Raw genomic sequence first — 24,423 nt, 5'->3', positions numbered from 1 at the left:
ATTACGAAATATAATCACTATATAAAGATCACAATTAAGTCAATCTAGCAAAAAAACATGAGAAATTTTTTACAATCTATAATTGATCGAGATCCAGCTGCAAAATCTAAGTTAAGTTTAATTTTAACTTATCCTGGAGTTAAAGCAGTCTTCTTTCATAGACTAGCAAATTTTTTTAGTACCGCTAAATTTGAAATAATTGCAAGAATGATTTCCCAGTTTTCAAGATTCTTAACTGGTATTGAGATTCACCCTAAAGCTAAAATTGGAAAAAATTTGTTTATTGATCATGGTATGGGAGTTGTGATTGGAGAAACTTCCGAAATTGGTGAGAATGTAACTATCTATCATATGGTTACACTTGGAGGGATTGCACCAAGTATAAACTCAAATGGTCAGCGTAATATTAAAAGACACCCAACAATCGAAGATGATGTAGTTATTGGATCAGGTGCACAAGTGTTAGGTCCTGTCAGGGTTGGAAGATGTGCAAAAATTGGTGCTAACGCAGTGATTACAAAAGATGTTCCAGAAAAAGCCGTTATGGTTGGTATACCAGCAAAGAATGTTGGTATTGCTGATAGCGAATTCAAACCTTATGGTATTACTCCAGATAGTGATACAAAATCAGATTAATGAGCAACATTCAAAATGATTTTATTTCAGGGATTGGAAATACTCCTTTAATAAAATTAAGAGCTGCATCAGAAATAACTGGATGCAATATTTATGGTAAAGCTGAATTTTTAAATCCAGGTGGATCAGTTAAAGATAGAGCTGCATTAGCATTAATAAAAGATGCTCAAGAAAAAAAATTAATTTCAAAAGGTGGAACTGTTGTTGAAGGAACAGCAGGTAATACTGGAATTGGTTTGGGTCTTTTAGGAAACTCCTTAGGGTACAAAACTATTATTGTAATGAACGATAATCAAACTCAAGAAAAAAAAGATTTATTAAAAAACCTAGGTGCAGAACTTAGATTGGTAGCACCAAAGCCTTACAAAGATGAAAATAACTTTGTAAAAATTGCAGCAAGACTAGCTGATGAATTAAGACCATCAAATAATAACGGTGTTATATGGGCTAATCAATTCGATAACACGGCAAATGCAAAAGGTCATTATGAGGGAACTGGACCAGAAATTTGGGATCAAACAGATGGTATGGTTGATGGATTTGTTTGCTCGTCTGGAACCGGTGGAACTATTTCTGGTGTAAGTAATGCTCTTAAAGAAAAAAATAAAGATATAAAAATTTATTTATCAGATCCCAAAGGTTCTGCTCTTTATAATTATATAAAGAATGGTGAGTTAAAATCAGAAGGTGGGTCTATTACTGAGGGAATTGGCTCAAGTAGAGTAACTAAAAACTTTGAGAATGCTAAAATAGATGATGCTTATTCAATCGATGACCATGAAGCACTGCCTATTCTATACGATCTAATTCAAAATGAAGGGTTAAGCCTTGGCACAAGCTGTGGAATTAATATCGCTGGTGCAATTAGATTAGGTAAAGAATTAGGACCAGGAAAAACGATTGTTACAATTCTTTGTGATAGAAGTGATAAATACTCAACTAAGATGTTTAATAAAAAATTCCTTGAAGAAAAAGGTTTACCCTTCCCTAATTGGCTTTAGATATAAATTTTATCTGACAACCCATATATTAGAACTGCACTCAAAATAGTAAATACTAGTGGTGCTATAACACCTTCGTTCGAATCATTTCTAATTCCTGTTTTGTCAATTTTTATCGAATAAGTGTTTACAATTAAGATACATACATTTTGTACAAAAATTAAATTAAAGAATGCCCAAGTACCTTCAACACCATTAGGTCTGACAAACATTATATAAAGAGCCATCAATAATGCTCCTAGAAAAGTAGCACCTATCATTCGCATTATAGGTGTTGCTGTTTCATCCATTTCAAATTTAGCTCTAAAATTTTTATTATTAATTATCATTTGATAAGCATAAATTCCAAAACCTAAAAAATGAGTAATGAAAAGGATTAAGTAAAAAATTCCATTAAATTTTTCAATCATAATTAATTTTATCAAAAAAAATTGTTATTGTTAATTTTTAAATTAAGAAATTAATTCTATGATAAGTTGTAAAATAACTAAATTTTATAAGTATTAAGCCTTTTTCTTCGATATTTTTCTAATGTTATGCATTTAATTTTTTGGGATAATAAAAGATTAATAATGAAAGGAGAATAAAAATGTCAGTAGCAAGAATAACGACTCTAAACTTAAAATCTAAGGAAGGCGCAGATCAAATTGCAGAAACTTATAAAACAAATGCACCAAGTGAATTTCCTGAAGCAGAACAATTATTGGAAGTTCGTATAAATGACAAAACTTTAATGTTTGTATCATTGTATGCCGATAATGATGCAATGGAACGAGCTTCTGCTTCAAGAACGAAACGAATGGATTTAAATAAGGAAGTAATTGATTCAGTTGATGGAAAAGCTGGTGCGGTAATCTTAAATCACAAAAACTAAAGGAAAAAAATGCAAGCAATATACACAAGAACAATGAAGGTAAAAGATAACAGCTTAGGTGAAGCAATGGAAGTTGGAAAAAGTTTAGCAAAGGTTAGAAAAAAATATTATCCTAAGCACAATATTTATTTTTCATTTCAAATTGGTGGTAATCCAAGAACAATCAGAGAAACATTAATTGGTCCAATGTTTGAAGGAGATAATGAGGCTGATGCAAAAATGTCAGCAGATAAAAAATATCAAAGTCTTCAGAGGCAATTGAAGAAAGTTGCAGTTGAAGGAACTATCGAAGACGAAATAAGAGTCATCTTTAGTGAATAAGTAAATATTAATAAAAGGAGATAAAAATGTACGTAAAAATAGAACAAAAACTATCTAAGGGATTTAACTCATGGAAAGAAATGATCCTTGCAAATGGAGATAAATTAAAAAAATATGGAATGACAATTGCTTTTGCAGGCACAGATAAAGAAGATGATAATACAATGACAGTAATTGTACATTTTGAGTCAATGGAAGGAATGAAAGGATTTAGTGGAGACGAAGAAATAATTAAAGCAAGAATTGATGCTGGTGTAATTATGGATCAATCAAAAATGACTATGATGTCTGATGATTCAGTAATGAACCATTCTGGTTAATAAATAAAAGAAAGAACGATAAATATGTTGGTATTGGCAAAATATAACGCAGCTATGGAAGCAAAAGACAAAGCTGCTAATATCATTCAATGAGTCTCGCAACATCATATGGATTTTTAATCCTAGCAGTTGTTTTGGGTGTAACTTCAAATAGTTTTGCTAAAAGTGCTGAAGGTTTTACCCTTCTCTTTCCAAGTATTATCACCGGTATAACAATTGTTGCATGTATGTATGCACTCTCAATGGTGATGAAAAATATTCCAATGGGAATTACCTATGCATCGTTTGCAGGATTAACTATTATTGCAACTGTAGTTGTTGGAATATTTAGATTTGATCAAATGCCTAATCTGTATTCAACAATAGGTTTAGCCTTTATTATAATTGGAGTTTTAATGGTAAACCTTTTGGGAAATAATTAAATGAAACCTTTGTTTGGATATTTATTTTTAGCTGTTGGTATTTCATTTGGAATAGCTTCAAATAGTTTTGCAAAAATATCTGATGGTTTTACAAAATTAACACCCTCATTTTTATGTATATTGTTTATGTGTATAACGATGTTTTGTATGGCAAAAGCTATGTCAGCGCTTCCAGTTGGATTTGCTTATTCAACATATAGCGGGTTAACAGTTACTGGTGTTTTGGTTTTTGCAATGCTTAAGTACAATCAAGTTCCAAATATATTTGCAACTATTGGAATTGTTTTAATTATTATTGGGGTTGTAATGGTTAATTACTTAGGGAAATTAAATTAATTAAAATTATCAGGTAATTTATGAGTACCATCATCTGACAAGATGATCTCAAATTCATCTACAACATTAGACAAATCTAATGAAGAATATAAATGAGGAAACATATTTCCATCAGAGGCTTGTTCCCAAATTAAATGATCTAACTTTAATGTTTCAACTTTAAGTAAAACTAAATTCTTTTGTTTTGAATAGTACTTTTCAAGAGTTCCTTTAACTTGTTCTTCTCCTGAAAAATGAATAAAACCATCCTGTATATCTTTAGCAGATCCCAAATAAGTTCCTGACTCTTTTACTTTTTGCCACTCAACTTTATCAATTATTTTAAAAATATATTTTAAATTCACAACTACCAGGAAGAATTAGGACCATTTAAAAACGCTAATTCTTCTTCAGTAGATTCTCTACCAAGAATTTTGTTTCTATGAGGATATCTGTGAAATTGTCTGATAGCTTTTGTGTGATCTTGCCAAAATTTTTTAATTTGAACATAACCTTCGTGTTCTCTTAAATATTTATTAAGCAAATAATAAGCCATGTCGTGATCTGTAATTTCTTCACTATGAATAAGAGGTAAAATCATAAAAAATCTTTGACTTTCATTCATCGCTTCAAGATAGCCTGCATAAACAGCATCATTTACTATCAATCTTGTTTTATGATCTTGAGCAAACGCCTTTTTATCATCTCTAAACATATTTCTTGAAAATTGATCAAAAAGAATAACTAAAGCTAACGCACTCATCGGTTGATCTTGCCAATCATCATATTCATTTTGAGAGGCAAGCTCATAATCATTTAAAAATCTATCTCTTATAATTTGATCAAAAGTTTCATCTTTTTTAAATCTTTTTTCAGCAGGTGTTTCTTTAAACCAGAAATCTAGTACTTCTTGTGCTTTTTTTGGGATCATTTAGAAACTGGTTTCAATAATTTTAAAAATTTATTGTGAACAATCTTATTAGATGACACTAAAATATTTCCAGCATTGACTGCATCTTTATTAGACCACGTGCTTACAATGCCACCTGCTGCTTTAATAATAGGAATTAATGGATGGATATCCCAAATTTTATTCGAGCATTGCATTACAGCATCAACTCTACCTTCTGCTAGATGAGAATAACTTAAAGCATCACTGCATGGAAATTGCATCAATTTCAAAATCTTTGGAATTTTTTTTTGTTGATTTAAAGAAAGTGCTCCATGAAAAGCTGCTGATAATTTTGCACCACTAAAAGTAGCTTTTTTATTTACAGATATTTTTTTTCGTTTACCGTTATCATAAACATAAGCAATTTTGTCAGAATAATTTAAATAATACTTTTTAAGAACTGGAAAATTGGCCAGTCCTAAAATTGGATATCCCTTGTAATTCAATGAAATCAAATTACTCCAAGTTGGATTACCGATTACAAAAGATCTAGTTCCATCGATTGGATCTATTACCCATGTAAAATCACTTTTAGATTTTTTGTGTCCAAACTCCTCGCCTATAACTTGATGATCTGGGAATTTCTTTTTTATTTTCAATCTAATGAATTTTTCAAAAGCCTTGTCTGATGTTGTGACAGGATCATAACCTTTGCCTTTAAGTTTATTAGAAACTTTAAAGGTTCCTTTTAACTTTGAATGATAAAAAGTTGTTAGATCTTTTGCTAACTTATTTAGAAAATTTGCATAAATGCTATATTTTTTTGAATTTAGTTGATCCACATCAATCTCTTACTATTTAATTTAAATTGAATAAAGTTAATTTTTAAACAAATTTTCTATTTGTGCTTCTGCATCTTTGATTGATTTTTCATAATCTAATGCCATTTGATCAGCACTTATTACATCAACTTTTTCAATACCAAAGAAATTTAAAATAAACTTTAGCCATGGGGTAAGGAAATCTTCAGAACTATTAAGTTTAGTCCCACCTGATGTAATCACAAGATAGGCTTGTTTATTTTTAAGTAACCCCTCTCTTCTACCATTAGGTTTGAACCTAAAAGTTTCTCCAATTCTAGCGGCCAAATCAGACCAAGCTTTCAAAGTTGCAGGAGGGCCATAATTATAAATAGGAGCTGAAATTATTATGATATCGCTTTCTTTTAACTCAGTCACCAGTTTATCTGAAAGTTCAAACATTTTTTTATGTTCCTCTGTTTGATCTTTTTCATCAATTTTCATTCCTGACTCGGTTAAACCACTTACAAACAACATTTCATCATCAAGATCTCTATATAAAACCTCGTCTCCAGGTTTTTTAATTTTATCTAATAATTTTTTTGCTAATGCTCTTGATGTAGAGCCTTTTTTTCTAGCACTAGAATCTATTTGGTAAATCTTCATAAAATACTTTTAACCGAAATTTTGCATAAATGGAAAAATTTTAATTATATAAAAACCTATCGCTTGCAACTGATTAGTTAGAATTAAAATACCTGTAATTAAAAGAATAATACCCCCTATTTTTGATATCAAATTAATATTTTTTTTAAAATTTTTAGAAAATAATAAAAATTTTTGAATTAAATAACCTGATAAAACAAACGGTATTGCTAGACCCAATGAATAAAAGCTTAACATTATAACTGCTCTAGTCAGAGTTTCCTCAATAGAAGCTAGAGCTAAAATAGAGCCTAAAATAGGTCCAATACATGGTGTCCATCCAAAACCAAAAGCTAAACCTATAACATAAGGAAATAATATATTTTGAGAACTTTTAGCTTCAAATCTTTTTTCTAAATTTAAATACCCAATATTAATCAAACCAACTAACTGTAATGAAAAAACTATTATAACTATACCAGCAATAATTCTAAGAATTTCAGAATTTTGTAAAAGGGTTTGCCCCAAAAAAGATGCTGATGCACCTAAAATAATAAATACAGTAGAAAAGCCAAAACAAAATAAAGCTAATGGTAAAAGTTTAATTTTTTTAGACTCTAAAATATCTTGTAATGATTGTCCTGAAATAAAAGAAACATAACCAGGGATTAAAGGCAAAACACATGGAGATAAAAAACTTATTAGTCCTGCTCCAAAAGCAATTAATAATTCAGTCATTTATCCTGTATTCTTCATTGCAGCAGAAATACCTGCTATCGATGTCATTAAAGCATCATCAAGAAACTTTTTATCTAATTCTTTATATTTTTTATTATTTATCTTATTCATAATATTTGCCTGAAGAATATTTAGCATCTCTGTGTAATTATTTCTTATAAATAATGCCTTTCTAAATTCTTTTCTTTCTTTAAATACCTCTTTTGGAGTAATCTTGTTATGCAATTTAACTAATGCTTTAAATTGAAATCTTAGTTTTTTACCAATTCGTTTTAAGGCTTCATCTGCTAAATTGTTTTCATAGATAATTGAAATTTCAGGATCAACCTTTGAAATTACCATATCTAAAATATCCATAGTAGACACAAAATAAGGCCAATTTTTTTCCATATCAGTTAGTGTTTTTGAAAATTTTTTAATTGATCCATATCTAAGAGCCTCTGTAGTGCCCAACCAAGCAGGCAACATCAATCTAATTTGAGTCCAGGCAAAAACCCATGGAATTGCTCTTAAACTTTGAATGTTATCAACATTTTTTCTCTTGGTTGGTCTAGACCCTATAGCAAGTTTTCCAAGAGATTTATGTGGAGTAACAGTCTTGAAATATCTTATAAAATCTTCACTTTGATTTAGATTTTTTCTATATGCAGAGGTTGAAATTTCAGACATTTTTTGAATTAAATCACGCCATTTTTTCTTTGATTTTGGTGGTGGATTTAATGAAGCATCCATAACAGCTCCTATGTAACTGCATAGATTATATTCAGCTAAAGGTTTATATCCATATTTTTGCTGAATAACTTCTCCTTGATCAGTAATTCTAATTTTACCATTGACTGTATTTGCTGGTTGAGATTTTAAAGTTGCTTGAATTGGCCCACCACCTCTTCCTGCGGAACCACCTCTACCATGAAAGAAGACTAAATCTATTTTATATTTCTTTGCAAGATTTCTCAATTCTTCTTGGAGTTTATATTGATGCCAACTTGCAGACAATTTTCCTGCATCCTTACTTGAGTCTGAGTATCCGATCATAACTTCTTGTTTGTTGTTAATTAATTTTCGATACCATGACAATTTGAAAAGACTTTCCATAATGTCTTTTGCATTTTTTAAATCTTCTAATGTTTCAAATAATGGCACTACCCTTAATAAATTCTTAGTTTGCGCTTGTTTTTGTAATAAATAAACTGATAAAATATCTGATGCTTTAGATGTCATTGATATTATATATGCACCTAAACATTGGTCAGGTTCTTTTGATATTTGTTTAAATGTATTCCAAACTTCTTTATTTTCTTTATCTCGTATAATTAATCTATTTATAAAATATTTTTTTTGTTTAATTAGCTTATTAAGTAAATTTAACTTTTTATTTTCATTCAAGTTTAAATAATTAATATTGAATTTCTTATTTATTGAAAAGTTTACTAATTTTTCATGTCTTGATGACTCTTGTCTTATATCGACTTTTGCAAGATTTATTCCAAAGCATCTTACCCTTCTAATCAAATCTAATAAATCTGAATTTGCTATAAGTTGGCTACGATTTAAATTTAATGAGTCTCTTACAATTCTGAGAGGTTGCAAAATTTCATTTTTATCTTGTAACAACTTATTATTGATGAGTGGTACATTTTTTGTTAAATGATTTTCGATTGATTGGTGAGTTAATCTAATTTTATCTCTAATAGGTCTTAAATAAACTCTATATGGTTCAAAAGTTTTACCAGTTACTTTTTGAATTTGGGTAGAGCATTCTTTCATAGATAAGTCTTGAATTAATTTAGTAAATTCTTTTTCATATAGTTTTGCAGCTTGCCATCTAGAAAATAGAATAACTTTTTTTGTAACTTCAGAAGTTACGTTAGGGTTTCCATCACGATCACCTCCCATCCATGATCCAAATTGAATAGGATTAAAACCTCGAGGTAAATCTTTTTTCAGATTTTTTCTAAAAATATCATTTAATCTTTTGTAAACTTTAGGAATAGTATCCCATAAACTATCCTCGATCACAGCTAGACCCCACTTAGCCTCATCTAATGGAGATGGTTTTGACCTTTTAAGCTCATCTGTTTTCCAAATTATAGTAATTTCCGTATAAATTTTTCTATCTATTTCAGTTATTTTAGAGGGATATTTCTTAAATAAATGTCTTTCCTCTGTTAATTTAATTAAATTTGCATACTTTTGGATTAGAGTTCTTCTTTTTACTTCTGTCGGATGAGCGGTAAGAACAATACCAATATTAAGATTTTTAGCTTGTTCATAAATTTTATTATTTGAAATTTTTTTATTCTTAAAAAGATTTTTGATTATATCTTCAATAAAGAGATTTTGATTTTTATTTTTAAAATATGGATTTTCATATTCATTGAGTTTCCGAGATGCATCTAGTGACTTAGCAAGATTCATCAAGTTTAAGATATGTGAAAAAGATCGAGTTATTTTGAAAGTTTTTTGAGGATTAAGTCTCTTAATTTCTTTTGAAATTTTTGAAAAAACCTTTTTTTTATTCTTATCTAGTAAAGTATTTTTGGAGAGTAGTCTTAATTTTTCTACTATATTAAAAAAATCTTCACCTTCCTGATCCTTTATAACTCTACCAAGAAATGTTCCTAATAATCTTATATCCTCCCTTAAGAGTTTAGTTGGTATCCTCTCATAATAAAGATCTCTTTTTTTCATTACTTAATATAAATTTTTTTTGTAATTTTCCTCTCATATTAGTTTTTACACTAAATAAAAATCCTGAATATCTATATTTTTGCAAATCTGTATTGCTCATACCTTTTGTGGCAGATGTAATAAAAAGCTCATTGTTTTTTTGTCCACCAAATGTGCAATTAGTTATATTTTTTGCAGGTAATTGAATTCTATGAATTAATTTTGCCCTATTATTGAATACAGAAACACAAGCTCCATGAAAATGGGCAACCCATAGGTTTTTATTTTTATCTAGCGTCATACCATCTGGAGACCCTTCTTTTGATGAGAATTTTTTAAATATCTTTTTATTTATAATCTTGTTCTTTTTATTTATTCTAATTTTATAAATTATTTTTTTAGAACTATCTGTGTGATAAAAATTTAATTCATCAATAAAAGCTGGTCCATTAGTAATTCTGTAATTTCTATCTACTCTAGTCAATAATAAATTTTTATCTAATTTATATAATGAGCCTTTTTCAATTTTTCTCTCAAGATTATCCATAGTACCAAACCATAAGTTTCCTTTAGGGTCCGTTTTGCCATCATTGACTCTATTTAATTTAATATCCTCTTCTATTAAAATGCTTTTAATAATTTTCTTTGTTTTGATATTTTGAATTCTTAATTCACCTTGAAGTCCCAAAATAAAAATATCTCCTTTAATATGAGCTAAAAAACCAATTTCTTTGTTAACTCTATATTTTTTCTTTTTATTATTTTTTGTGTTTAAAGAAAAAAAACTTTTCTTTTTAATATCTACAAAATAGATTGAATTATGTTCCTTAACCCAGAGTGTTCCTTCTCCTAGTTTGCATCTTAATTTCCAAAGTACTTTAGCTTCAGTTGTTTTAAGTTTATTCATAAATTTCAAATTCTTTGAGAAATTCAGGATCAGGTGTAATTCCTATACCAGGATTATCTGATACAGAGACAAATCCATCGTTTTGCTTTACTTGATCTGAGATTGAAAAACTTTCTATCGGTAGATCGGTAATAAAAACATTTTTTTCTGTTGTATCAAACTCCAACATTGATTTTGATGGAAACAATCCTCCGGGCATATCAGGTTGTGCTGTTAATAGATGCAAATTTACAGCGATACTTACTGCAGATCCCCATACATGATTTATAACTGGAATAAAGTTTGCCTGTGCTAGCGCTGATACTTTTAGATACTCAGTAATTCCACCTAATCCACAAACTTCTGGCTGAGCTATATCAATACATTTATTTTTAATTAACTCATTCCATCCATATTTTGTAAATTCGGCTTCACCACCTGCAATATTTGTATTGATTTTTTTTTTTAATTCTCTGTATCCATTATAATCTTCAGGCGCGACAGGCTCTTCAAACCAAAAAATATCAAGTTCATCCAAACCTCTCCCCACATACAAAGCATCATTTAAATTATAAGCATGATTTGCATCCACCATTAATTTAAAGTCCTTTCCAACAACTTCTCTTACAGATCTAACTAACTTAAGATCTTCTGTTGGGCCTAATCCAACTTTCATTTTCATTGCCTTAAAGTTTTTAGATTTAATTTGTTTAGCTTCTTCTTTAAATAAATCTACTAACTCTGAAGTAGATTTTTTCTGCAACATCATACCATAACCATAAACTGGTATTTGATCATTACATTTTCCACCAATTAATTGATAGAGTGGTGTGTTGGTTTTTTTTCCTAAAATATCCCACAAAGCTATATCAACACCTGATAATGCTTGAATTGGCATTCCCTTTTGACCGCTATCTCTTAAAAGGTTGTATACTTTGTGCCAAATAAACTCTTTATTGATTGGATCTTCACCAACAACTAATGGTTGGATAACTTTTTCAACAATAAACTTGTTAGCTAAAGCAATATTACCAGGTCCAAAACATTCTCCCCAGCCTGTAAGCCCTTCATCAGTTTGAACTTCTACAAGATGTGCAGTTCGGTGTTTATAATACTGTTGTGAATATCCTAATTCTTCTTCTAACTCATATCTAAGTACATGACTTTTAATAGAAGTTATTTTCACGATCGATTATAAAGCAACCACTTTCGAGTTTTGCTCCCCTAAGTTTTCTATTGATAGTTTCATTGTATCACCAGCTTTTAAAAACTGTTGCGGCTTCATCCCCATACCAACACCAGGAGGTGTTCCAGTAGTAATTATATCGCCCGGTTGTAAAGACATAAACTTGCTTACATAAGAAACTATTGTATTCACATTAAATATCATTGTGCTTGTGTTACCAGTTTGCATTCTATTCCCATTAACATCTAAACTCATTTTAAGATTATTAATATCTGACACCTCATCCTTTGTAACAAGGTATGGTCCTATAGGCCCATAAGTATCATGAGATTTTCCTTTAACCCACTGACCCATTTTTTCAATTTGCCATTCTCTTTCACTGACGTCATTAACTAAACAATATCCTAAAATATGATCTTGGGCTTTGTCTTCTGGAATATGTTTGGCCTCTTTACCAATAATGATTCCAAGTTCAACTTCCCAATCTAGTTTTTTTGATCCTGAAACAATTTCAACATCATCATTAGGACCAACTATACAGCTTGTTGCTTTCATAAACATTATTGGTTCTGATGGAACTTCCGCACCAGTTTCAGCAGCATGATCAGAATAATTTAAGCCTATAGCCACGAATTTACCTGGTTTTGTTATACAAGAACCCACTCTTTCACTTGCAGATATTTCTGGCAGTGAAGTTAAGTCTACACTTTGTAATTTTGAAATAGTATCAAAGTTAACATGATCAGGGTTTAAATCTTTAACATGTGAACTAATATCTCTAATTTTACCCTCTTTATCTAATGCTGCAGGTTTTTCATTTCCTTTTTGTCCTACTCTTAATAATTTCATAATTCTCCTTTTTTAATTAATTAAATTGAAATTCCACCATCAACAGAAATTGTTGTTCCTGTTGTAAATGTTGCATCATCACCTGCTAAATATACAGCTACTGCAGCAATTTCCTCTGCAGTTCCTAATCTACCCATAGGTTGTCTGGCTATGAAATCTTTCTTAGCCTGAACTGGATCTGGACTTTGATTAACTCTATCTTGCCATGAAGGTGAAAATACTGTTCCTGGTGCAATCGAATTACATCTAATATTTTGTTTTACAAAATCAGCTGCTATTGATTTAGTTAAACCAATTACTGCTCCTTTTGTAGTTCCGTATATAAATCTATTAGGAAATCCTTTTAAACTTGAAGCGCATGATGAAACATTAATTATGCTTCCACCATTTTGTTTAACCATTAAAGGTAAAATAGCTTTGCACATTTGATACATAGATTTTACATTTACATCAAAAGAAAAGCTCCAATCCTTATCTTCACATTCTAAAATACTCCCATGATGAACAAAACCTACAGCATTAAATAAAACATCAACTTTTTCAAAAGTTTTAACAAATTCTAAAATTGCTTTGTTGTCTGTTGAGTCTAAAGTGTGGACATTAATTTTAGGAAATTCTCTGTTTAAATCAGCTAAGGTTTTGTCATTTAAATCTGTTGCTGTAACACTTGCACCCTCATTATGAAAAGCAATTGCAGTCGCTTTACCAATTCCTTGGCCTGCTGCTGTTACTATGATTTTTTTACCTTCTAATCTTCCGCTCATTTTTTATTTATCCTTTCAATTTCTTTATAAATAGAACTATGGTCTGTCTCGCCGTGTCCGTTTTCAACAAGAGTTTTATACATTTCTTTAACTAAATTTGAAATAGGTAAATGTGTGTTATAACTATTTGCGCACTCTAAAATATTATTCATATCTTTTAAATGAACAGAGGTTCTACCTTTTGGAGTAAAATCTTTATCAATCATTCTTTTCCCATGTGTTTGAAGAATTTTGCTATCCGCCCATCCCCCTGACAAAGCTTTAATCATTTTATCTGGATTTGCTCCTGCTTTTTCACATAATGTTATGGCTTCAGCAACTGCTCCAATAGTTAATCCAACAATAACTTGATTTGCTAGCTTAGAAACTTGTCCGCTACCTGATGGTCCAACTAAAGTTGGGTTTCCCATTGTTTTAAATATATCAATCACTTCATCAAAAACTTTTTGATCACCACCCACCATTATTGCTAATGAAGCTTCTTCTGCTCCAATAGTTCCTCCTGATACAGGTGCATCTAAATAATTTATATTTTTTAATTTTAAATTATTATAATACTTTGTTGCAGTAGTTGGTTTAACTGAGCTCATATCAATCACTGTGGCGCCTGACTTTAAATTATCTAAAAAATTAGAGCTATTCATAACATCATCAATTGCTGTATCATCTGTTAGCATTGTAATTAAGACATCACTTTCATTTACAACATCATTAATTGTTGGTGAAATTTCTGCACCAAATTCTTTTAATGGCTCAGCTTTATTTTGTGATCTATTAAATGCTTTTAAATTATAGCCTGCTTTTAATATATTTTTTGCCATTGGCAGACCCATCAAGCCTATACCAATAAATCCTATTTTTTTATTCATTTATTTTTTTGGAATAAATTCGTGGAAATTTTGCGTAGTAAATTCTGGAAAGAACATTACACAAGCTAAAACAATTAATTGAATTAAAATGAATGGACCAAATCCTCTAAAAATATCTGTTAAAGATATATGTGGTGGAGTTACAGATTTTAAATAAAAAGCTGCTGGACCAAATGGTGGACTTAAAAAAGAAACCTGCATATTCACACAAAATAGAATTCCAAACCAAATAGGGTCAAAGCCAAGAGCTAAAACTATTGGTAAAAATACTGGCATTGCTAATAAAACAATTCCAACCCAATCCATAAACGCACCTAATATTAAGAACATTATTTGCATCATAAAGATTAAATACATTGGCTTTAGATCATAACCTAAAATCAACTCAGCAACATATGTTGGACCACCTGCTAAAGAGTAAGCGCCAGCTAGAGTTGTTGCACCAAATGTAATTGTTAAAATTGTTCCTGATGCTTTAAAAGTTCTAACTAAGGCATCCCTAAATAAAAACCATGTTAATTCTTTTCTAAAGAAAATTATGATCAATGTAGCAACAACACCCATACCTGCTGCTTCAGTAATTCCAGTGATACCAGAATAAATTGAACCCAAAACAATTACCACTATAGCAATTGGAGGCAGTAGTCCTGGAAGGTATGACATCTTTTCTTTGAAAGTTAAAGCTGGCTCATCACTTATCGGTGCAAGTTGAGGCTGAAGTCTTGTTCTAACAAGAATGTAAGTAATAATTAAACCTGAAATCATTAATCCAGGAACTATTGCTTCTTGAAATAACATTGTAATAGAAGTTTGGGTTGTTAATCCATAAATAATTAAAACAATTGATGGTGGAATCATTGTTCCTAAAGATCCAGATGCACAAATAATACCAATGGACATATCTTGATCATATTTTAATCTCAACATTTGAGGTAAGGCTATCAATCCAAGTAAAACTATTTCTCCCCCAATAATTCCACTCATTGCAGCCATGATCGTTGCCATTATTGCTGTTACAACACCAACTCCACCTCTAGTTTTTCTAAGCCAAGCATTTAGAGCATCATATAAGTCTCGCGCTATGTTCGAGCGTTCAAGTAATGAAGCCATAAATATAAACAAAGGAACAGATAAAAATGAATAAGTTACTACGAGTGAATAATACCTTGATAGTAAAATTCCAAGCGCGTGCTCACCAATATTTGCAAACACTACTACAGCAGCCATAAAACCAGAGGCAAAGCCAAGTGGAACACCTATAGAGATTAGTGCAAGTAAACCAAATATAACTATTAATGAAAGTGCTCCTATTTCCATATTATTTCAAATCTTTAGATGGGTCGTATTGTTTTTCTTTTGGATTTTTCCAATCTACTATTAAGTTATTTACTGATTGAACTGCAATAAGAAACACACAAATAAGTGTAAGTGGCTTCATAGTAGCAGGTATTGGAGGATCCCAAAAAGTTGCAAATCTTTCCCATGTTACAAATGATCTATGTGCATCTTCCCAACCTCCATAAATGACAGCTGCAGCAAATATGACTATTACTAATGTACTTATTAAATCAAAAATTCTTTGAGTTGGCCTTTCTACATAATCATATAACATCACAATTCTTATATGACTTCTAAGTCTTGTTGCATATATTCCACCAACTAAATAAATAACTCCTGCTAACCATAAACATAATTCATTTACCCACATGGTTGGTTTTTCCATAATATATCTCATAAAAATTTCGTACATCATCACAACTACAATGACTGGGATTAAATATTTAATTGTATGACTTATAAATAAAGTAATTCTGTCTACCCAATTGATTGGAAAATCATCTTTGCTTGCAACTTTTTCAGTTTGTTCTTGTAAGGACTTATCAAGCATAATTTTTTAAAATTTTGAAAAAGAAGGGCCTTTTCAGGCCCTTCAAGATTTTTCTGTATACTATAATTATAGGATACCGTTAGCTTTCATGTAAGCTTTGTGCATTTCTATAAGTTGAGCAGCCTCAGGAGATTTTGTCTTCCAAGTTTCCCACGCTTTTAGTGCAGAAGCTCTGAACTTAGCTCTCTCTGATGGAGCCCAGTCATGAAGAGTAACGCCCATACCTGCTAATTGTTTAACAGCTTCAGCATTTTTTCTTTCAACTAAGCTAGTGATAGTTCTACCAGCAATTTCTATTCCGGCTTTCATAGCACCTCTTTCATGCGCTTTTAACTTTTTCCAAACTTTAGAATTACAAGCTAAGTGGTCAGCTGGCATAGAGTGGAAACCAGGATATGTAGCATATTTATTTTGCTCATAGTGTCCACCTGCAGTGTTAGTTGCTAAACTAGAATAGTCAGCACCATCAATTAGACCAGTTTGTAAAGCAGTTGGAACTTCACCAAAATCCATTACGATTGGTTTAGCGCCTAACTCAGCAAAGATCATACTTTCCATTCCTGGAGGTGATCTAAATTTAAAGTCTTTAATTGATGCAACATCTGGAATTGGAACACTTGAAATAAGTGACTCATGTCCAGGTATCCACCAACCAATAAGTGTCATTCCATATTTATTGTATAATGCATCAACAGCATCTTGAGCACCAGGGTACTTTAAGAAATCATATTGTTGATAAGGGTTATCGTATCCACCCATTACATCACCTGCAAATTGGAACGCAGCATTTTTACCAGTTTGGTAACCAGCACCTGTCATATCACAGTCAATAATTCCAGTTTGTGCAGAGTTAAATACTTCAGCAGATTTTCCTGAAACTGATGATGAGTAAAACATTTCTACTTTTAAGCTTCCACCAGAAAACATTTCTACGTTTTTAGCGAATTGAGCTGCAACTTCACCATTTGGTGAATTAGCAGTAAAGTGAGTTTCAATCTTTAAAGTTTTTGCATTTGCAGAACCAAATAAAGCAACTGAAACAACAGCTACCGCAGCTATAGTTTTTGTTATTAATTTTAACATTATCTTCCTCTCGGTTATGTTTTTAATTATGTGACTAAATCATATTTGATTTTAAATTACAATTAAAACGGGGATAATATGTGTATAGAAATTATATATATTAATTAAATAACAACTTTTAGTTGTATTAGACTACTTCAGATATAAGTGGCTTGTTTTCAAAAAAACAAAAAATATTATCTACTGCCATCATGCTCATTGCTAAACGAGTTTCATGAGTTGCACTTCCAACATGTGGTAAGACAAAACAATTATCTAACTTCATGTATCTTTCATCTAAGTTAGGCTCATTGTTAAAAACATCTAAGCCAGCAGCATAAATTTTATTATTTTGAAGAGCTTCTATCAATGCATCATCATCAATGGTTGAGCCTCTTGAAGTATTAATCACTACAGCATGTTTGGGTAACAAACTAATCGATGATTTATTCAAAATATGTTTTGTTTCAGCAGTTGCTGGTGTGTGAATACTTACAAAATCACATTCGGGCATCATAGACTCTATATCTGAAAAATATTTTGCTCCATCCTCTAAATCAGAAGAAAGTTTATTTCTATTATAGTAAATAATTTTCATGCCAAATGCCTTGGCACATTTTGCAGCCATTCTGCCAATTCGACCCATACCAATTATACCAAGTGTTTTTCCAGTAACTGAATTTCCTATCATAAATTTAGTTAAATCAGGTTTTTGATCTTTCCATGTTCCAGATCTTACTAAATTATAAGCTTCACCAATTCTTCTAGAAGCAGCAAGGATTAATAAAATAGTTGTTTCAGCAACAGCTTCATTTAATACATTTGGTGTATTAGTTACTTTAATCTTTTTACTTTCAGCTGATTTAACAGAAATATTATCATAACCCACTCCTACTTGAGCAATAATTTTTAACTTTCCATTTAAATCTTTAAAAAATTCTTCTCCAATTTTATCAAAACCTGTTGATATAAATCCATCGTATTCATTGGCCATTTTAATAAGCTTGTCATTTGGAATTGGCTCATCATTAGGATTTAGAGTTACATCAAAATCTTTTCTTAATTTTTCTTCTGCTGCATCTGATAATTTTCTTGTAACTAAGATTTTTGCTTTCATAAAATTAATGTGAGTTTCTTGGTATACCTTTTTTAGTCGCCACATCTAAATATAGGGATCTAGATTTAATGCAAGCACCATCTTCAAGTTGTCCTACTGTGTTTCTAAAAATTTCTTGCCATGGAGTCTGATTGTCAATTTTAAGAAGTTTCTTTTTCTTTCTTCTTTTTTTAAATTCTGCTTGAGAAATTAATAAATCCACTCTTCTCTTATTTAAATCTATAGTCATTTTATCTCCAGTTTTAACTATAGCTAAATCGCCACCTACAGCAGATTCTGGTGAAACATGAAGAATTGATGGACTTTCAGAAGTTCCACTTTGTCTACCATCACCTATTGTTGGTAACGCATTTATTCCTTGTTTTAAAAGTCTATCAGGTGGCTGCATATTCACTACTTCAGCTGCACCAGGATAGCCAACAGGTCCACAGCCTCTAATTATTAAAATTGATTTTTCATCTATATTTAATTTTTTACTATTAATTCTCTTATGATAATCTTCAGGTCCTTCAAAGACTACTGCCTTTCCTGTAAACACATTAGGTTTTTTTGGATCAGATAAAAATCTTTCTCTAAATTCTTCACTAATTACCGATGTTTTCATTACAGCAGTCGAGAAGAAATTACTTTTCATAACTAAAAAACCTGCTTTTTCAGTGAGAGCTTCTTCAAAAGTTTTAATTACACTTCTATCTGCTTCAATTTTTCTTTTTAAATTTTGACCTACATTTTTTCCCGATACAGTCATTATGTTGGTGTGAATTTTTTTATGTTTCATTAATTCTTTCATTATCGCAGGTATTCCTCCCGCTCTATAAAAGCTTTCCATTAAGTATTCACCAGCTGGCTGACAGTTAGCAAGTAGTGGGATTGCATGACCTAACTTTTGCCAGTTAGATAAATCAAACTTTATTCCCATATGTTTAGCTATTGCTATTAAATGAGTTGTGCAATTACTTGATGCTCCTATTGCGCTTGCAACTACCACTGCATTTTCAAATGCTTTACGTGTCATAATTTTTGATGGTTTTAAATCTTCATGAACCATTCCAACAATTCTTTTTCCGGTTTCAAAAGAAATTTGCTCTCTTTCTCTATAAGGCGCTGGTATTACTGCGCAACCTGTTAATGACATTCCTAATGCCTCAGCAACAGAATTCATTGAGGATGCTGTTCCCATTGTATTACAGTGACCTATGCTTGGGGCTGAAGCTGAAACCATATCCATTAATTCATCATAATTAATTTTACCTTTAGATAACAATCTTCTTGCTTCCCAAATTACAGTTCCTGATCCTGCTAATTTACCTTTGTAAACTCCATCCAACATCGGTCCTCCAGATAAAACTATTGCAGGGATGTTAACTGTTGCAGCTGCCATCAAAGCTGCTGGTGTAGTCTTGTCACAACCTGTTGTTAAAATAACTCCATCAATAGGATATCCATAAAGTACCTCTACAAGCGAAAGATAAGATAAATTTCTATCAAGCATTGCTGTTGGTCTTTTTCCATTTTCTTGAATTGGATGTGTTGGAAACTCCATTGGAATACCGCCTGCTCTTCTAATTCCATCTTTTATTCTTTTGCTTAAAGATTGAAAATGTCTATTACATGGTGTCAGGTCACTTCCTGATTGAGCTATACCAATTATTGGATTCCCAGACTGAAGTTCTTTTCTTGTTAACCCATAATTTAGATATCTCTCTAAATAAATTGCAGTTTGTCCTGGGTCTTTTGGGTTATCAAACCACTGCTGACTTCTTAAATTCTTTTTTTTCATAGAAACAATGTAATAAAATTATTATGGCTTGTTTAAAGCATTATTTATATAATAAATCTGTGAATAATCTAATAGTTTTAAATCAGAATGATAATGTAGGGGTAAGTCAATTTATCATACCTGAAAAAACTAAAATAAAAGGTCATAATATAAGCACAATAGACCCGATACCTTTTGGTCATAAAGTTTGTCTTAAATCAATAAATAAAGGTGATCCTATTATAAAATATGATCAAATAATTGGTTTTGCATTAAATGACATTAAACCAGGGGAGCATGTTCATTCACATAATTTAGAATTTAGAGAATTTAAAAGAGATTTTAAAATTTCAAACAAAAAAAATATTATTAGTGAAAAAACTGACACCTTTTTTAACGGTATTTTAAGAGATAACGGAGATGTGGCTACAAGAAATTATATAGGAATTGTTAGTACAGTTAATTGTTCTGCAACAGTTACAAAAATGATTGTAGAAAAAATTAAATATTCTAATATCTTAAAAGAATATCCAAATATTGATGGCATAGTTCCTATAACACATTCTACTGGGTGTGGAATGAATACAGTTAGTGAAGGAATGCAAATTTTTCAAAGAACAATTGATGGATTTAAAAATCATCCAAACTTTTCTCATGTTTTTGTAATAGGTTTGGGATGTGAGTGTGCGCAAGTAAGTTTATTTGATGAATCTTTAAAAAAACATAATCGAATACATTTTTTAACTATTCAAGATGAGGGAGGAACTAAAAAAATTGTTGAAAAGGTATTTTCACAAATAAAAAATTTACTTAACGAAGCTAACGATATTGAAAGAACATCACAACCTGTAAGTCATTTAACATTAGCTTTACAGTGTGGTGGGTCTGATGGTTATTCTGGAATTACAGCAAATCCTGCTCTAGGTGTTGCGGCAGATCTAATAGTTAAAAAAGGTGGAAGCTCAATATTATCAGAAACACCAGAAATATATGGTGCAGAACATTTATTAATTAATAGAGCAAACTCTAAAGAGACAGCTGATAAATTAATAAAAAGAATTGAATGGTGGAGGCATTATACTTCAATTAATAATAGTTCAATGGATAACAATCCTGCTCCAGGAAATAAAAAAGGAGGCTTAACTACTATATTAGAAAAATCTTTAGGTGCAGTTGCTAAAGGAGGAAATTCTATACTTCAAGATGTATTAAATTATGCAGAACCTCTAAAGAATAAAGGATTTAATTTTATGGACTCACCAGGTTACGATCCTGTATCTGTTACAGGCCAAGTTGCATCAGGTGCAAATGTGATTTGCTTTACAACTGGTCGAGGCTCTTGTTTTGGATGCAAGCCAGTTCCAAGTTTAAAACTTTCAACTAACACTACAATGTATGAAAAAATGACTGAAGATATGGATATCAATTGTGGAACTATTGCTGAAGGAAAAGAAAAAGTGGAAGAAGTAGGACAAAAAATATTTGAATTAGTTGTAAATACAGCCTCAGGTAATAAATCAAAAAGTGAAATTAATGGCTATGGTGATGAAGAATTTAACCCATGGCAAGTTGGTGTTGTAATGTAAATATTTTTAAAATATTTACTCAACTATCACATGACTGAAACTAATAGACCACCCCTAGTAAAAATAATTCTATTGTCCGCAACAGGTTTTTTTATGTTTGTGTGTATGGACTCTTTAGCTAAATTTTTAGGAGGAGTGATGCCAATTACACAAGCTGTATGGGGTAGATTTTTTTTTCATTTTATAGCTTTAGGAATTTATTTTTTAATTTTTAGGCCAAAAATTAACTTAAAAAAAAATTTTAAAATTCAAATTTTAAGGTCTGTATTAATGATTACAGCAACTTTTTTTATGTTCAATTCATTACAAAGATTTGATTTAGTTGATATTTATGTAGTGTTTTTTTCTGCACCATTAATCGTTGCAATGTTATCAGCCATTTTTTTGAAAGATATTTTAAGCCTAAAAGGTTTGTTGTTAATGGTAATGAGTTTTGGATCAATTATATATTCTCTTGGTCCAAGCATGAAGGTTTTAAGCCCAGAATTAATTTTTCCACTAGTACCTCCATTATGTTGGGCTCTTTATCAATTTTTTACAAAGTTAATTTCAGGAAACAATGATCCATTTGCATCAATTTTTTATACAGCTATTACAGGAGCTATCGTTTTTTCAATTTACGTCTCTTTAAACTGGGCTCCTATTGAAAAAAATAGTTATTGGCTACTTTTAGTTTTATTAGGTGTATCAGGTTTCATTAGTCACTTTATGCTGATTTACGCGATTCAATTATCTAATTTATCTTTTGTAACTAATTTTCAATATTCACAATTAGTATGGTCTACAATAATAAACTTTATGATATTTGGTGTGCCAATTGATGTTAATAAAATTTATGGAGTAATTGGAATTATTGTCTTTGGAATATTATTTATCAAAACTGAAGGTTCCAAAAAAAAAGTTAAAATAAAAAATTAATTTATTTTTTTAAACAGTTATTGACTAAAATTGCCATTAATATCCATATTATAAAAGCTTCACCGTTGGTAAATGAATAGTCTGCGCCAGCAAAGCCAGCTATAATATTTATAGAATAAATGATTATTGTAGAAATAACTAAACTAACTAAAAGTTTTATAAGTCCGTTTACATAATTCATCTTTAAACTTTATACATATTATTCTATTATGTAAACTTCAATTAATTATTATTATGAACAATATTGGATTTATTGGTGTGGGCTATATGGGTTACGGTATAGCTAAGAATATTGTAAAACATGGCCACAATCTTTTTGTGGTGGCAAACAAAAATAGAAAGCCTATCGAGAAAATTGTTAGTGAGGGTGCTAAAGAAATAGTATCTATCAAGGAATTTTCAAATAAGAATTTAGATTGTTTGTTTATGTGTGTTACCAACACACCAATTGCTAAATCTATATCTGAAAAGCTTTCAAAAATACTAAATGCAAAAACTATTATAATAGACATTACTACTCACAACAAAACTGGCTCAATTGAAACAGAAAAAATATTTAAGTCTAATAATATTAATTATATTGAATGCCCAGTAATGGGTGGTCCAGTTCAAGCAGAAGAAGGTGTCTTGGGAGGTATTGTGGGTGCATCAGAAAGTAATTTTAAATTAGCTGAACCATATTTAAAGATCTTTTGTAAAGATTATTTTTACTTTGGCCCAGTTGGTATGGGTGCAAAATCTAAGCTTTTAAACAATTTTTTATCGTTAGGAAATGCAGCTTTAGTCAACCATTTGGCAAAAACAGCTATAAAATTAGACTTGGATTTAAAAAAAGTTTTTGATGTTGCTAAACTAGGATCGGGCAATTCAACGGCGCTAGTGAGAGTTTTTGATAATTTACTTAAGGGTGATTTTACAGGTTTTAAATTTACAGCAACTAATTCTGTTAAGGATTTAACTTATATACAAGATCTATTGAAAGATTTTCCTGAGGCTGAAAAAGTAGCAAAGGTAAATAAAAATTATTTCCAAAAAGCTGTTGATGATGGTCATGGAGAAAATTTTATAAGTGAATTGATAAATAAAAATTAATTAAAGACTAAAATTAAATTATCGAGATTTTACTAAAGCAGCAGGTTGTATTCAAGAAGTATATTTTCATTAATTGTAAATAAATCAATTGATATTTTTTTATTAATAATTACCTTTATTAATAAGGAGGTCATTATGCTAAATCTTACACCACCTGATACATAACTGAACAATAAATCCATAAACAAGAAAAATAAAATCCAATCGGATTTAAATGCCAAAGAGGCTATATAAGGGAGCTCTTTAGGTAATCATCTTAAAGAGCGAACCCTTAAAATTTAATTTACAGATTTTAAGATTTCTAGTGGAAGTGGTGCTTCTGGGTATTTTTTTTTACATAGCTCTTCGTAATTTTTACAAAAATCTATGATAGTTTCGAAGACTTCATTTTCTTTTTTATTTAAATCTAATTTTGATATCAAATCACTTCTGTCTTTTTCTAACTCTTTAATTTGTTCATTTGAAAAAAATTCACCTGTTTCAATTTCCCAAAAGGTATTGTTCATTTCTTCGTCAGTTAAATCATTTAATTTCTTTTGTAAAACTTTTATAGTTTCGTCATTTGTTTGTTTATCTCTCATTGGTGAATTTTTTAATTTTGCAAGGCATTTGTCCCTAAGACCTTCTATAAAATGATTGTAAGGTTTTCCCTCAGAAAGATCTCTAAAATGGTTACTGGTAAAATATTTTTTTATTGCTGACTTTGTTGAAACTTTTTCTTTACCTTTAACTATAGATACCTGAACATAAACTTCTTGGCTTATATATTCCTCTAAATGTTCTTGTACTTTTGGTGGAATCATATTCAAATTA

The 24,423-nt window shown here is 30.4% G+C and carries 29 protein-coding genes; 10 read left to right on the top strand and 19 right to left on the bottom strand.

The window, feature by feature from the left end:
- Positions 1 to 57: 57 nt before the first annotated feature.
- Both epsC and ACIJYI_RS01980 read left to right on the top strand, forming a co-directional pair.
- Entirely contained in the window at positions 58 to 636 is a 579-nt protein-coding gene (gene epsC / locus ACIJYI_RS01985; protein WP_435114447.1) for a serine O-acetyltransferase EpsC, read from the top strand.
- On the top strand, positions 636 to 1,637 hold the full coding sequence (locus ACIJYI_RS01980) for a cysteine synthase A (RefSeq protein WP_435114446.1): 1,002 nt from the start codon (positions 636 to 638) through the stop codon (positions 1,635 to 1,637). The genes epsC and ACIJYI_RS01980 overlap by 1 nt, the downstream gene beginning before the upstream one ends.
- On the opposite strand, the gene ACIJYI_RS01975 is transcribed toward ACIJYI_RS01980, so the two are convergent.
- Positions 1,634 to 2,047: a hypothetical protein gene (locus ACIJYI_RS01975; RefSeq protein WP_435086733.1), complete on the bottom strand. Its 414-nt coding sequence runs from the start codon at positions 2,045 to 2,047 to the stop codon at positions 1,634 to 1,636. The genes ACIJYI_RS01980 and ACIJYI_RS01975 overlap by 4 nt on opposite strands.
- Before the next feature lie 179 nt (positions 2,048 to 2,226).
- On the opposite strand from ACIJYI_RS01975, the gene ACIJYI_RS01970 reads away from it, so the two are divergent.
- The 5 genes from ACIJYI_RS01970 to ACIJYI_RS01950 all read left to right on the top strand — a co-directional run bounded on the left by ACIJYI_RS01970 (position 2,227) and on the right by ACIJYI_RS01950 (position 3,910).
- A complete protein-coding gene (locus ACIJYI_RS01970; protein ID WP_435114445.1) occupies positions 2,227 to 2,511 on the top strand; it encodes a hypothetical protein in 285 nt (94 codons plus the stop codon).
- 9 nt (positions 2,512 to 2,520) lie between these two features.
- Positions 2,521 to 2,832: a hypothetical protein gene (locus tag ACIJYI_RS01965; protein ID WP_435114444.1), complete on the top strand. Its 312-nt coding sequence runs from the start codon at positions 2,521 to 2,523 to the stop codon at positions 2,830 to 2,832.
- Positions 2,833 to 2,858: 26 nt separating this feature from the next.
- Positions 2,859 to 3,152 (top strand): hypothetical protein, encoded by a 294-nt coding sequence (locus ACIJYI_RS01960; protein WP_435114443.1) that lies wholly within the window; start codon positions 2,859 to 2,861, stop codon positions 3,150 to 3,152.
- An 89-nt stretch (positions 3,153 to 3,241) separates the two neighbouring features.
- Positions 3,242 to 3,574, top strand: coding sequence for a DMT family transporter (locus ACIJYI_RS01955; protein WP_435114442.1), 333 nt, complete (start codon positions 3,242 to 3,244; stop codon positions 3,572 to 3,574).
- Positions 3,575 to 3,910 carry a DMT family transporter gene (locus tag ACIJYI_RS01950; protein ID WP_435090882.1) on the top strand — a complete coding sequence of 112 codons (336 nt, stop codon included), beginning with the start codon at positions 3,575 to 3,577 and terminating at the stop codon, positions 3,908 to 3,910.
- On the opposite strand, the gene ACIJYI_RS01945 is transcribed toward ACIJYI_RS01950, so the two are convergent.
- From ACIJYI_RS01945 to ACIJYI_RS01870, 16 genes are all read right to left on the bottom strand, one after another.
- Complete coding sequence (locus ACIJYI_RS01945; protein ID WP_435114441.1) at positions 3,907 to 4,254, bottom strand: DUF952 domain-containing protein; 348 nt, start codon at positions 4,252 to 4,254, stop codon at positions 3,907 to 3,909. The two genes, ACIJYI_RS01950 and ACIJYI_RS01945, sit on opposite strands and share 4 nt — an antisense overlap.
- 2 nt (positions 4,255 to 4,256) lie before the next feature.
- Positions 4,257 to 4,820: a DUF924 family protein gene (locus ACIJYI_RS01940; protein WP_435114440.1), complete on the bottom strand. Its 564-nt coding sequence runs from the start codon at positions 4,818 to 4,820 to the stop codon at positions 4,257 to 4,259.
- On the bottom strand, positions 4,817 to 5,623 hold the full coding sequence (locus ACIJYI_RS01935; protein WP_435114439.1) for an inositol monophosphatase family protein: 807 nt from the start codon (positions 5,621 to 5,623) through the stop codon (positions 4,817 to 4,819). Before ACIJYI_RS01935 ends, ACIJYI_RS01940 begins: the two co-directional genes overlap by 4 nt.
- 36 nt (positions 5,624 to 5,659) lie before the next feature.
- Positions 5,660 to 6,247: an FMN-dependent NADH-azoreductase gene (locus ACIJYI_RS01930; RefSeq protein WP_435090875.1), complete on the bottom strand. Its 588-nt coding sequence runs from the start codon at positions 6,245 to 6,247 to the stop codon at positions 5,660 to 5,662.
- 9 nt (positions 6,248 to 6,256) lie between these two features.
- A complete protein-coding gene (locus tag ACIJYI_RS01925) occupies positions 6,257 to 6,964 on the bottom strand; it encodes a cytochrome c biogenesis CcdA family protein (protein WP_435114438.1) in 708 nt (235 codons plus the stop codon).
- Positions 6,965 to 9,655, bottom strand: coding sequence for a phosphoenolpyruvate carboxylase (gene ppc, locus ACIJYI_RS01920; RefSeq protein ID WP_435114437.1), 2,691 nt, complete (start codon positions 9,653 to 9,655; stop codon positions 6,965 to 6,967).
- Positions 9,630 to 10,541: an SMP-30/gluconolactonase/LRE family protein gene (locus ACIJYI_RS01915; RefSeq protein WP_435114436.1), complete on the bottom strand. Its 912-nt coding sequence runs from the start codon at positions 10,539 to 10,541 to the stop codon at positions 9,630 to 9,632. The genes ppc and ACIJYI_RS01915 overlap by 26 nt, the downstream gene beginning before the upstream one ends.
- Complete coding sequence (locus ACIJYI_RS01910) at positions 10,534 to 11,706, bottom strand: mandelate racemase/muconate lactonizing enzyme family protein (protein ID WP_435114435.1); 1,173 nt, start codon at positions 11,704 to 11,706, stop codon at positions 10,534 to 10,536. Before ACIJYI_RS01910 ends, ACIJYI_RS01915 begins: the two co-directional genes overlap by 8 nt.
- Before the next feature lie 6 nt (positions 11,707 to 11,712).
- The gene (locus ACIJYI_RS01905) at positions 11,713 to 12,555 is read right to left on the bottom strand and encodes a fumarylacetoacetate hydrolase family protein (RefSeq protein ID WP_435114434.1); all 843 of its coding nucleotides are present in this window, start codon (positions 12,553 to 12,555) and stop codon (positions 11,713 to 11,715) included.
- Between the two features lie 20 nt (positions 12,556 to 12,575).
- Positions 12,576 to 13,319 (bottom strand): SDR family oxidoreductase, encoded by a 744-nt coding sequence (locus ACIJYI_RS01900; RefSeq protein ID WP_435114433.1) that lies wholly within the window; start codon positions 13,317 to 13,319, stop codon positions 12,576 to 12,578.
- Positions 13,316 to 14,188 carry an NAD(P)-dependent oxidoreductase gene (locus tag ACIJYI_RS01895; protein WP_435114432.1) on the bottom strand — a complete coding sequence of 291 codons (873 nt, stop codon included), beginning with the start codon at positions 14,186 to 14,188 and terminating at the stop codon, positions 13,316 to 13,318. Before ACIJYI_RS01895 ends, ACIJYI_RS01900 begins: the two co-directional genes overlap by 4 nt.
- Positions 14,189 to 15,505 (bottom strand): TRAP transporter large permease, encoded by a 1,317-nt coding sequence (locus tag ACIJYI_RS01890; protein WP_435090865.1) that lies wholly within the window; start codon positions 15,503 to 15,505, stop codon positions 14,189 to 14,191.
- A gap of 1 nt (position 15,506) precedes the next feature.
- The gene (locus ACIJYI_RS01885; RefSeq protein ID WP_435114431.1) at positions 15,507 to 16,076 is read right to left on the bottom strand and encodes a TRAP transporter small permease subunit; all 570 of its coding nucleotides are present in this window, start codon (positions 16,074 to 16,076) and stop codon (positions 15,507 to 15,509) included.
- Between the two features lie 66 nt (positions 16,077 to 16,142).
- A complete protein-coding gene (gene dctP / locus ACIJYI_RS01880; RefSeq protein WP_435090862.1) occupies positions 16,143 to 17,159 on the bottom strand; it encodes a TRAP transporter substrate-binding protein DctP in 1,017 nt (338 codons plus the stop codon).
- A gap of 127 nt (positions 17,160 to 17,286) precedes the next feature.
- Positions 17,287 to 18,255, bottom strand: a complete 969-nt coding sequence (locus ACIJYI_RS01875) for a 2-hydroxyacid dehydrogenase (protein WP_435090861.1) — start codon at positions 18,253 to 18,255, stop codon at positions 17,287 to 17,289.
- A 4-nt stretch (positions 18,256 to 18,259) separates the two neighbouring features.
- The gene (locus ACIJYI_RS01870) at positions 18,260 to 20,035 is read right to left on the bottom strand and encodes an IlvD/Edd family dehydratase (protein ID WP_435114430.1); all 1,776 of its coding nucleotides are present in this window, start codon (positions 20,033 to 20,035) and stop codon (positions 18,260 to 18,262) included.
- Positions 20,036 to 20,094: 59 nt separating this feature from the next.
- Between ACIJYI_RS01870 and ACIJYI_RS01865 the strand changes: the two genes are divergently transcribed.
- Both ACIJYI_RS01865 and ACIJYI_RS01860 read left to right on the top strand, forming a co-directional pair.
- Positions 20,095 to 21,600 (top strand): UxaA family hydrolase, encoded by a 1,506-nt coding sequence (locus ACIJYI_RS01865; protein ID WP_435114429.1) that lies wholly within the window; start codon positions 20,095 to 20,097, stop codon positions 21,598 to 21,600.
- Positions 21,601 to 21,630: 30 nt separating this feature from the next.
- Complete coding sequence (locus tag ACIJYI_RS01860; RefSeq protein WP_435114428.1) at positions 21,631 to 22,518, top strand: DMT family transporter; 888 nt, start codon at positions 21,631 to 21,633, stop codon at positions 22,516 to 22,518.
- 1 nt (position 22,519) lies between these two features.
- On the opposite strand, the gene ACIJYI_RS01855 is transcribed toward ACIJYI_RS01860, so the two are convergent.
- On the bottom strand, positions 22,520 to 22,699 hold the full coding sequence (locus tag ACIJYI_RS01855; protein ID WP_435090855.1) for a hypothetical protein: 180 nt from the start codon (positions 22,697 to 22,699) through the stop codon (positions 22,520 to 22,522).
- A 53-nt stretch (positions 22,700 to 22,752) separates the two neighbouring features.
- Between ACIJYI_RS01855 and ACIJYI_RS01850 the strand changes: the two genes are divergently transcribed.
- Positions 22,753 to 23,610: an NAD(P)-dependent oxidoreductase gene (locus ACIJYI_RS01850; protein WP_435114427.1), complete on the top strand. Its 858-nt coding sequence runs from the start codon at positions 22,753 to 22,755 to the stop codon at positions 23,608 to 23,610.
- Positions 23,611 to 23,888: 278 nt separating this feature from the next.
- Here the strand turns inward: ACIJYI_RS01850 and ACIJYI_RS01845 are convergent, their stop codons facing one another.
- Positions 23,889 to 24,413: a hypothetical protein gene (locus ACIJYI_RS01845; protein WP_435114426.1), complete on the bottom strand. Its 525-nt coding sequence runs from the start codon at positions 24,411 to 24,413 to the stop codon at positions 23,889 to 23,891.
- Positions 24,414 to 24,423: the final 10 nt, after the last annotated feature.

It is taken from the genome of Candidatus Pelagibacter bacterium nBUS_36 (assembly GCF_051201215.1).
GTDB lineage: Bacteria > Pseudomonadota > Alphaproteobacteria > Pelagibacterales > Pelagibacteraceae > Pelagibacter.
Note: the sequence above shows the minus strand (reverse complement) of the source record. Positions and strands in the feature narration are given on the sequence as shown.

Coding starts and splice junctions, on each gene's coding strand:
- epsC (WP_435114447.1), top strand. CDS start 58: ATGAGAAATTTTTTACAATCTATAATTGATCGAGATCCAGCTGCAAAA.
- ACIJYI_RS01980 (WP_435114446.1), top strand. CDS start 636: ATGAGCAACATTCAAAATGATTTTATTTCAGGGATTGGAAATACTCCT.
- ACIJYI_RS01975 (WP_435086733.1), bottom strand. CDS start 2,047: ATGATTGAAAAATTTAATGGAATTTTTTACTTAATCCTTTTCATTACT.
- ACIJYI_RS01970 (WP_435114445.1), top strand. CDS start 2,227: ATGTCAGTAGCAAGAATAACGACTCTAAACTTAAAATCTAAGGAAGGC.
- ACIJYI_RS01965 (WP_435114444.1), top strand. CDS start 2,521: ATGCAAGCAATATACACAAGAACAATGAAGGTAAAAGATAACAGCTTA.
- ACIJYI_RS01960 (WP_435114443.1), top strand. CDS start 2,859: ATGTACGTAAAAATAGAACAAAAACTATCTAAGGGATTTAACTCATGG.
- ACIJYI_RS01955 (WP_435114442.1), top strand. CDS start 3,242: ATGAGTCTCGCAACATCATATGGATTTTTAATCCTAGCAGTTGTTTTG.
- ACIJYI_RS01950 (WP_435090882.1), top strand. CDS start 3,575: ATGAAACCTTTGTTTGGATATTTATTTTTAGCTGTTGGTATTTCATTT.
- ACIJYI_RS01940 (WP_435114440.1), bottom strand. CDS start 4,820: ATGATCCCAAAAAAAGCACAAGAAGTACTAGATTTCTGGTTTAAAGAA.
- ACIJYI_RS01930 (WP_435090875.1), bottom strand. CDS start 6,247: ATGAAGATTTACCAAATAGATTCTAGTGCTAGAAAAAAAGGCTCTACA.
- ACIJYI_RS01925 (WP_435114438.1), bottom strand. CDS start 6,964: ATGACTGAATTATTAATTGCTTTTGGAGCAGGACTAATAAGTTTTTTA.
- ppc (WP_435114437.1), bottom strand. CDS start 9,655: ATGAAAAAAAGAGATCTTTATTATGAGAGGATACCAACTAAACTCTTA.
- ACIJYI_RS01915 (WP_435114436.1), bottom strand. CDS start 10,541: ATGAATAAACTTAAAACAACTGAAGCTAAAGTACTTTGGAAATTAAGA.
- ACIJYI_RS01905 (WP_435114434.1), bottom strand. CDS start 12,555: ATGAAATTATTAAGAGTAGGACAAAAAGGAAATGAAAAACCTGCAGCA.
- ACIJYI_RS01900 (WP_435114433.1), bottom strand. CDS start 13,319: ATGAGCGGAAGATTAGAAGGTAAAAAAATCATAGTAACAGCAGCAGGC.
- ACIJYI_RS01895 (WP_435114432.1), bottom strand. CDS start 14,188: ATGAATAAAAAAATAGGATTTATTGGTATAGGCTTGATGGGTCTGCCA.
- ACIJYI_RS01890 (WP_435090865.1), bottom strand. CDS start 15,505: ATGGAAATAGGAGCACTTTCATTAATAGTTATATTTGGTTTACTTGCA.
- ACIJYI_RS01885 (WP_435114431.1), bottom strand. CDS start 16,076: ATGCTTGATAAGTCCTTACAAGAACAAACTGAAAAAGTTGCAAGCAAA.
- dctP (WP_435090862.1), bottom strand. CDS start 17,159: ATGTTAAAATTAATAACAAAAACTATAGCTGCGGTAGCTGTTGTTTCA.
- ACIJYI_RS01875 (WP_435090861.1), bottom strand. CDS start 18,255: ATGAAAGCAAAAATCTTAGTTACAAGAAAATTATCAGATGCAGCAGAA.
- ACIJYI_RS01870 (WP_435114430.1), bottom strand. CDS start 20,035: ATGAAAAAAAAGAATTTAAGAAGTCAGCAGTGGTTTGATAACCCAAAA.
- ACIJYI_RS01860 (WP_435114428.1), top strand. CDS start 21,631: ATGACTGAAACTAATAGACCACCCCTAGTAAAAATAATTCTATTGTCC.
- ACIJYI_RS01855 (WP_435090855.1), bottom strand. CDS start 22,699: ATGAATTATGTAAACGGACTTATAAAACTTTTAGTTAGTTTAGTTATT.
- ACIJYI_RS01850 (WP_435114427.1), top strand. CDS start 22,753: ATGAACAATATTGGATTTATTGGTGTGGGCTATATGGGTTACGGTATA.
- ACIJYI_RS01845 (WP_435114426.1), bottom strand. CDS start 24,413: ATGATTCCACCAAAAGTACAAGAACATTTAGAGGAATATATAAGCCAA.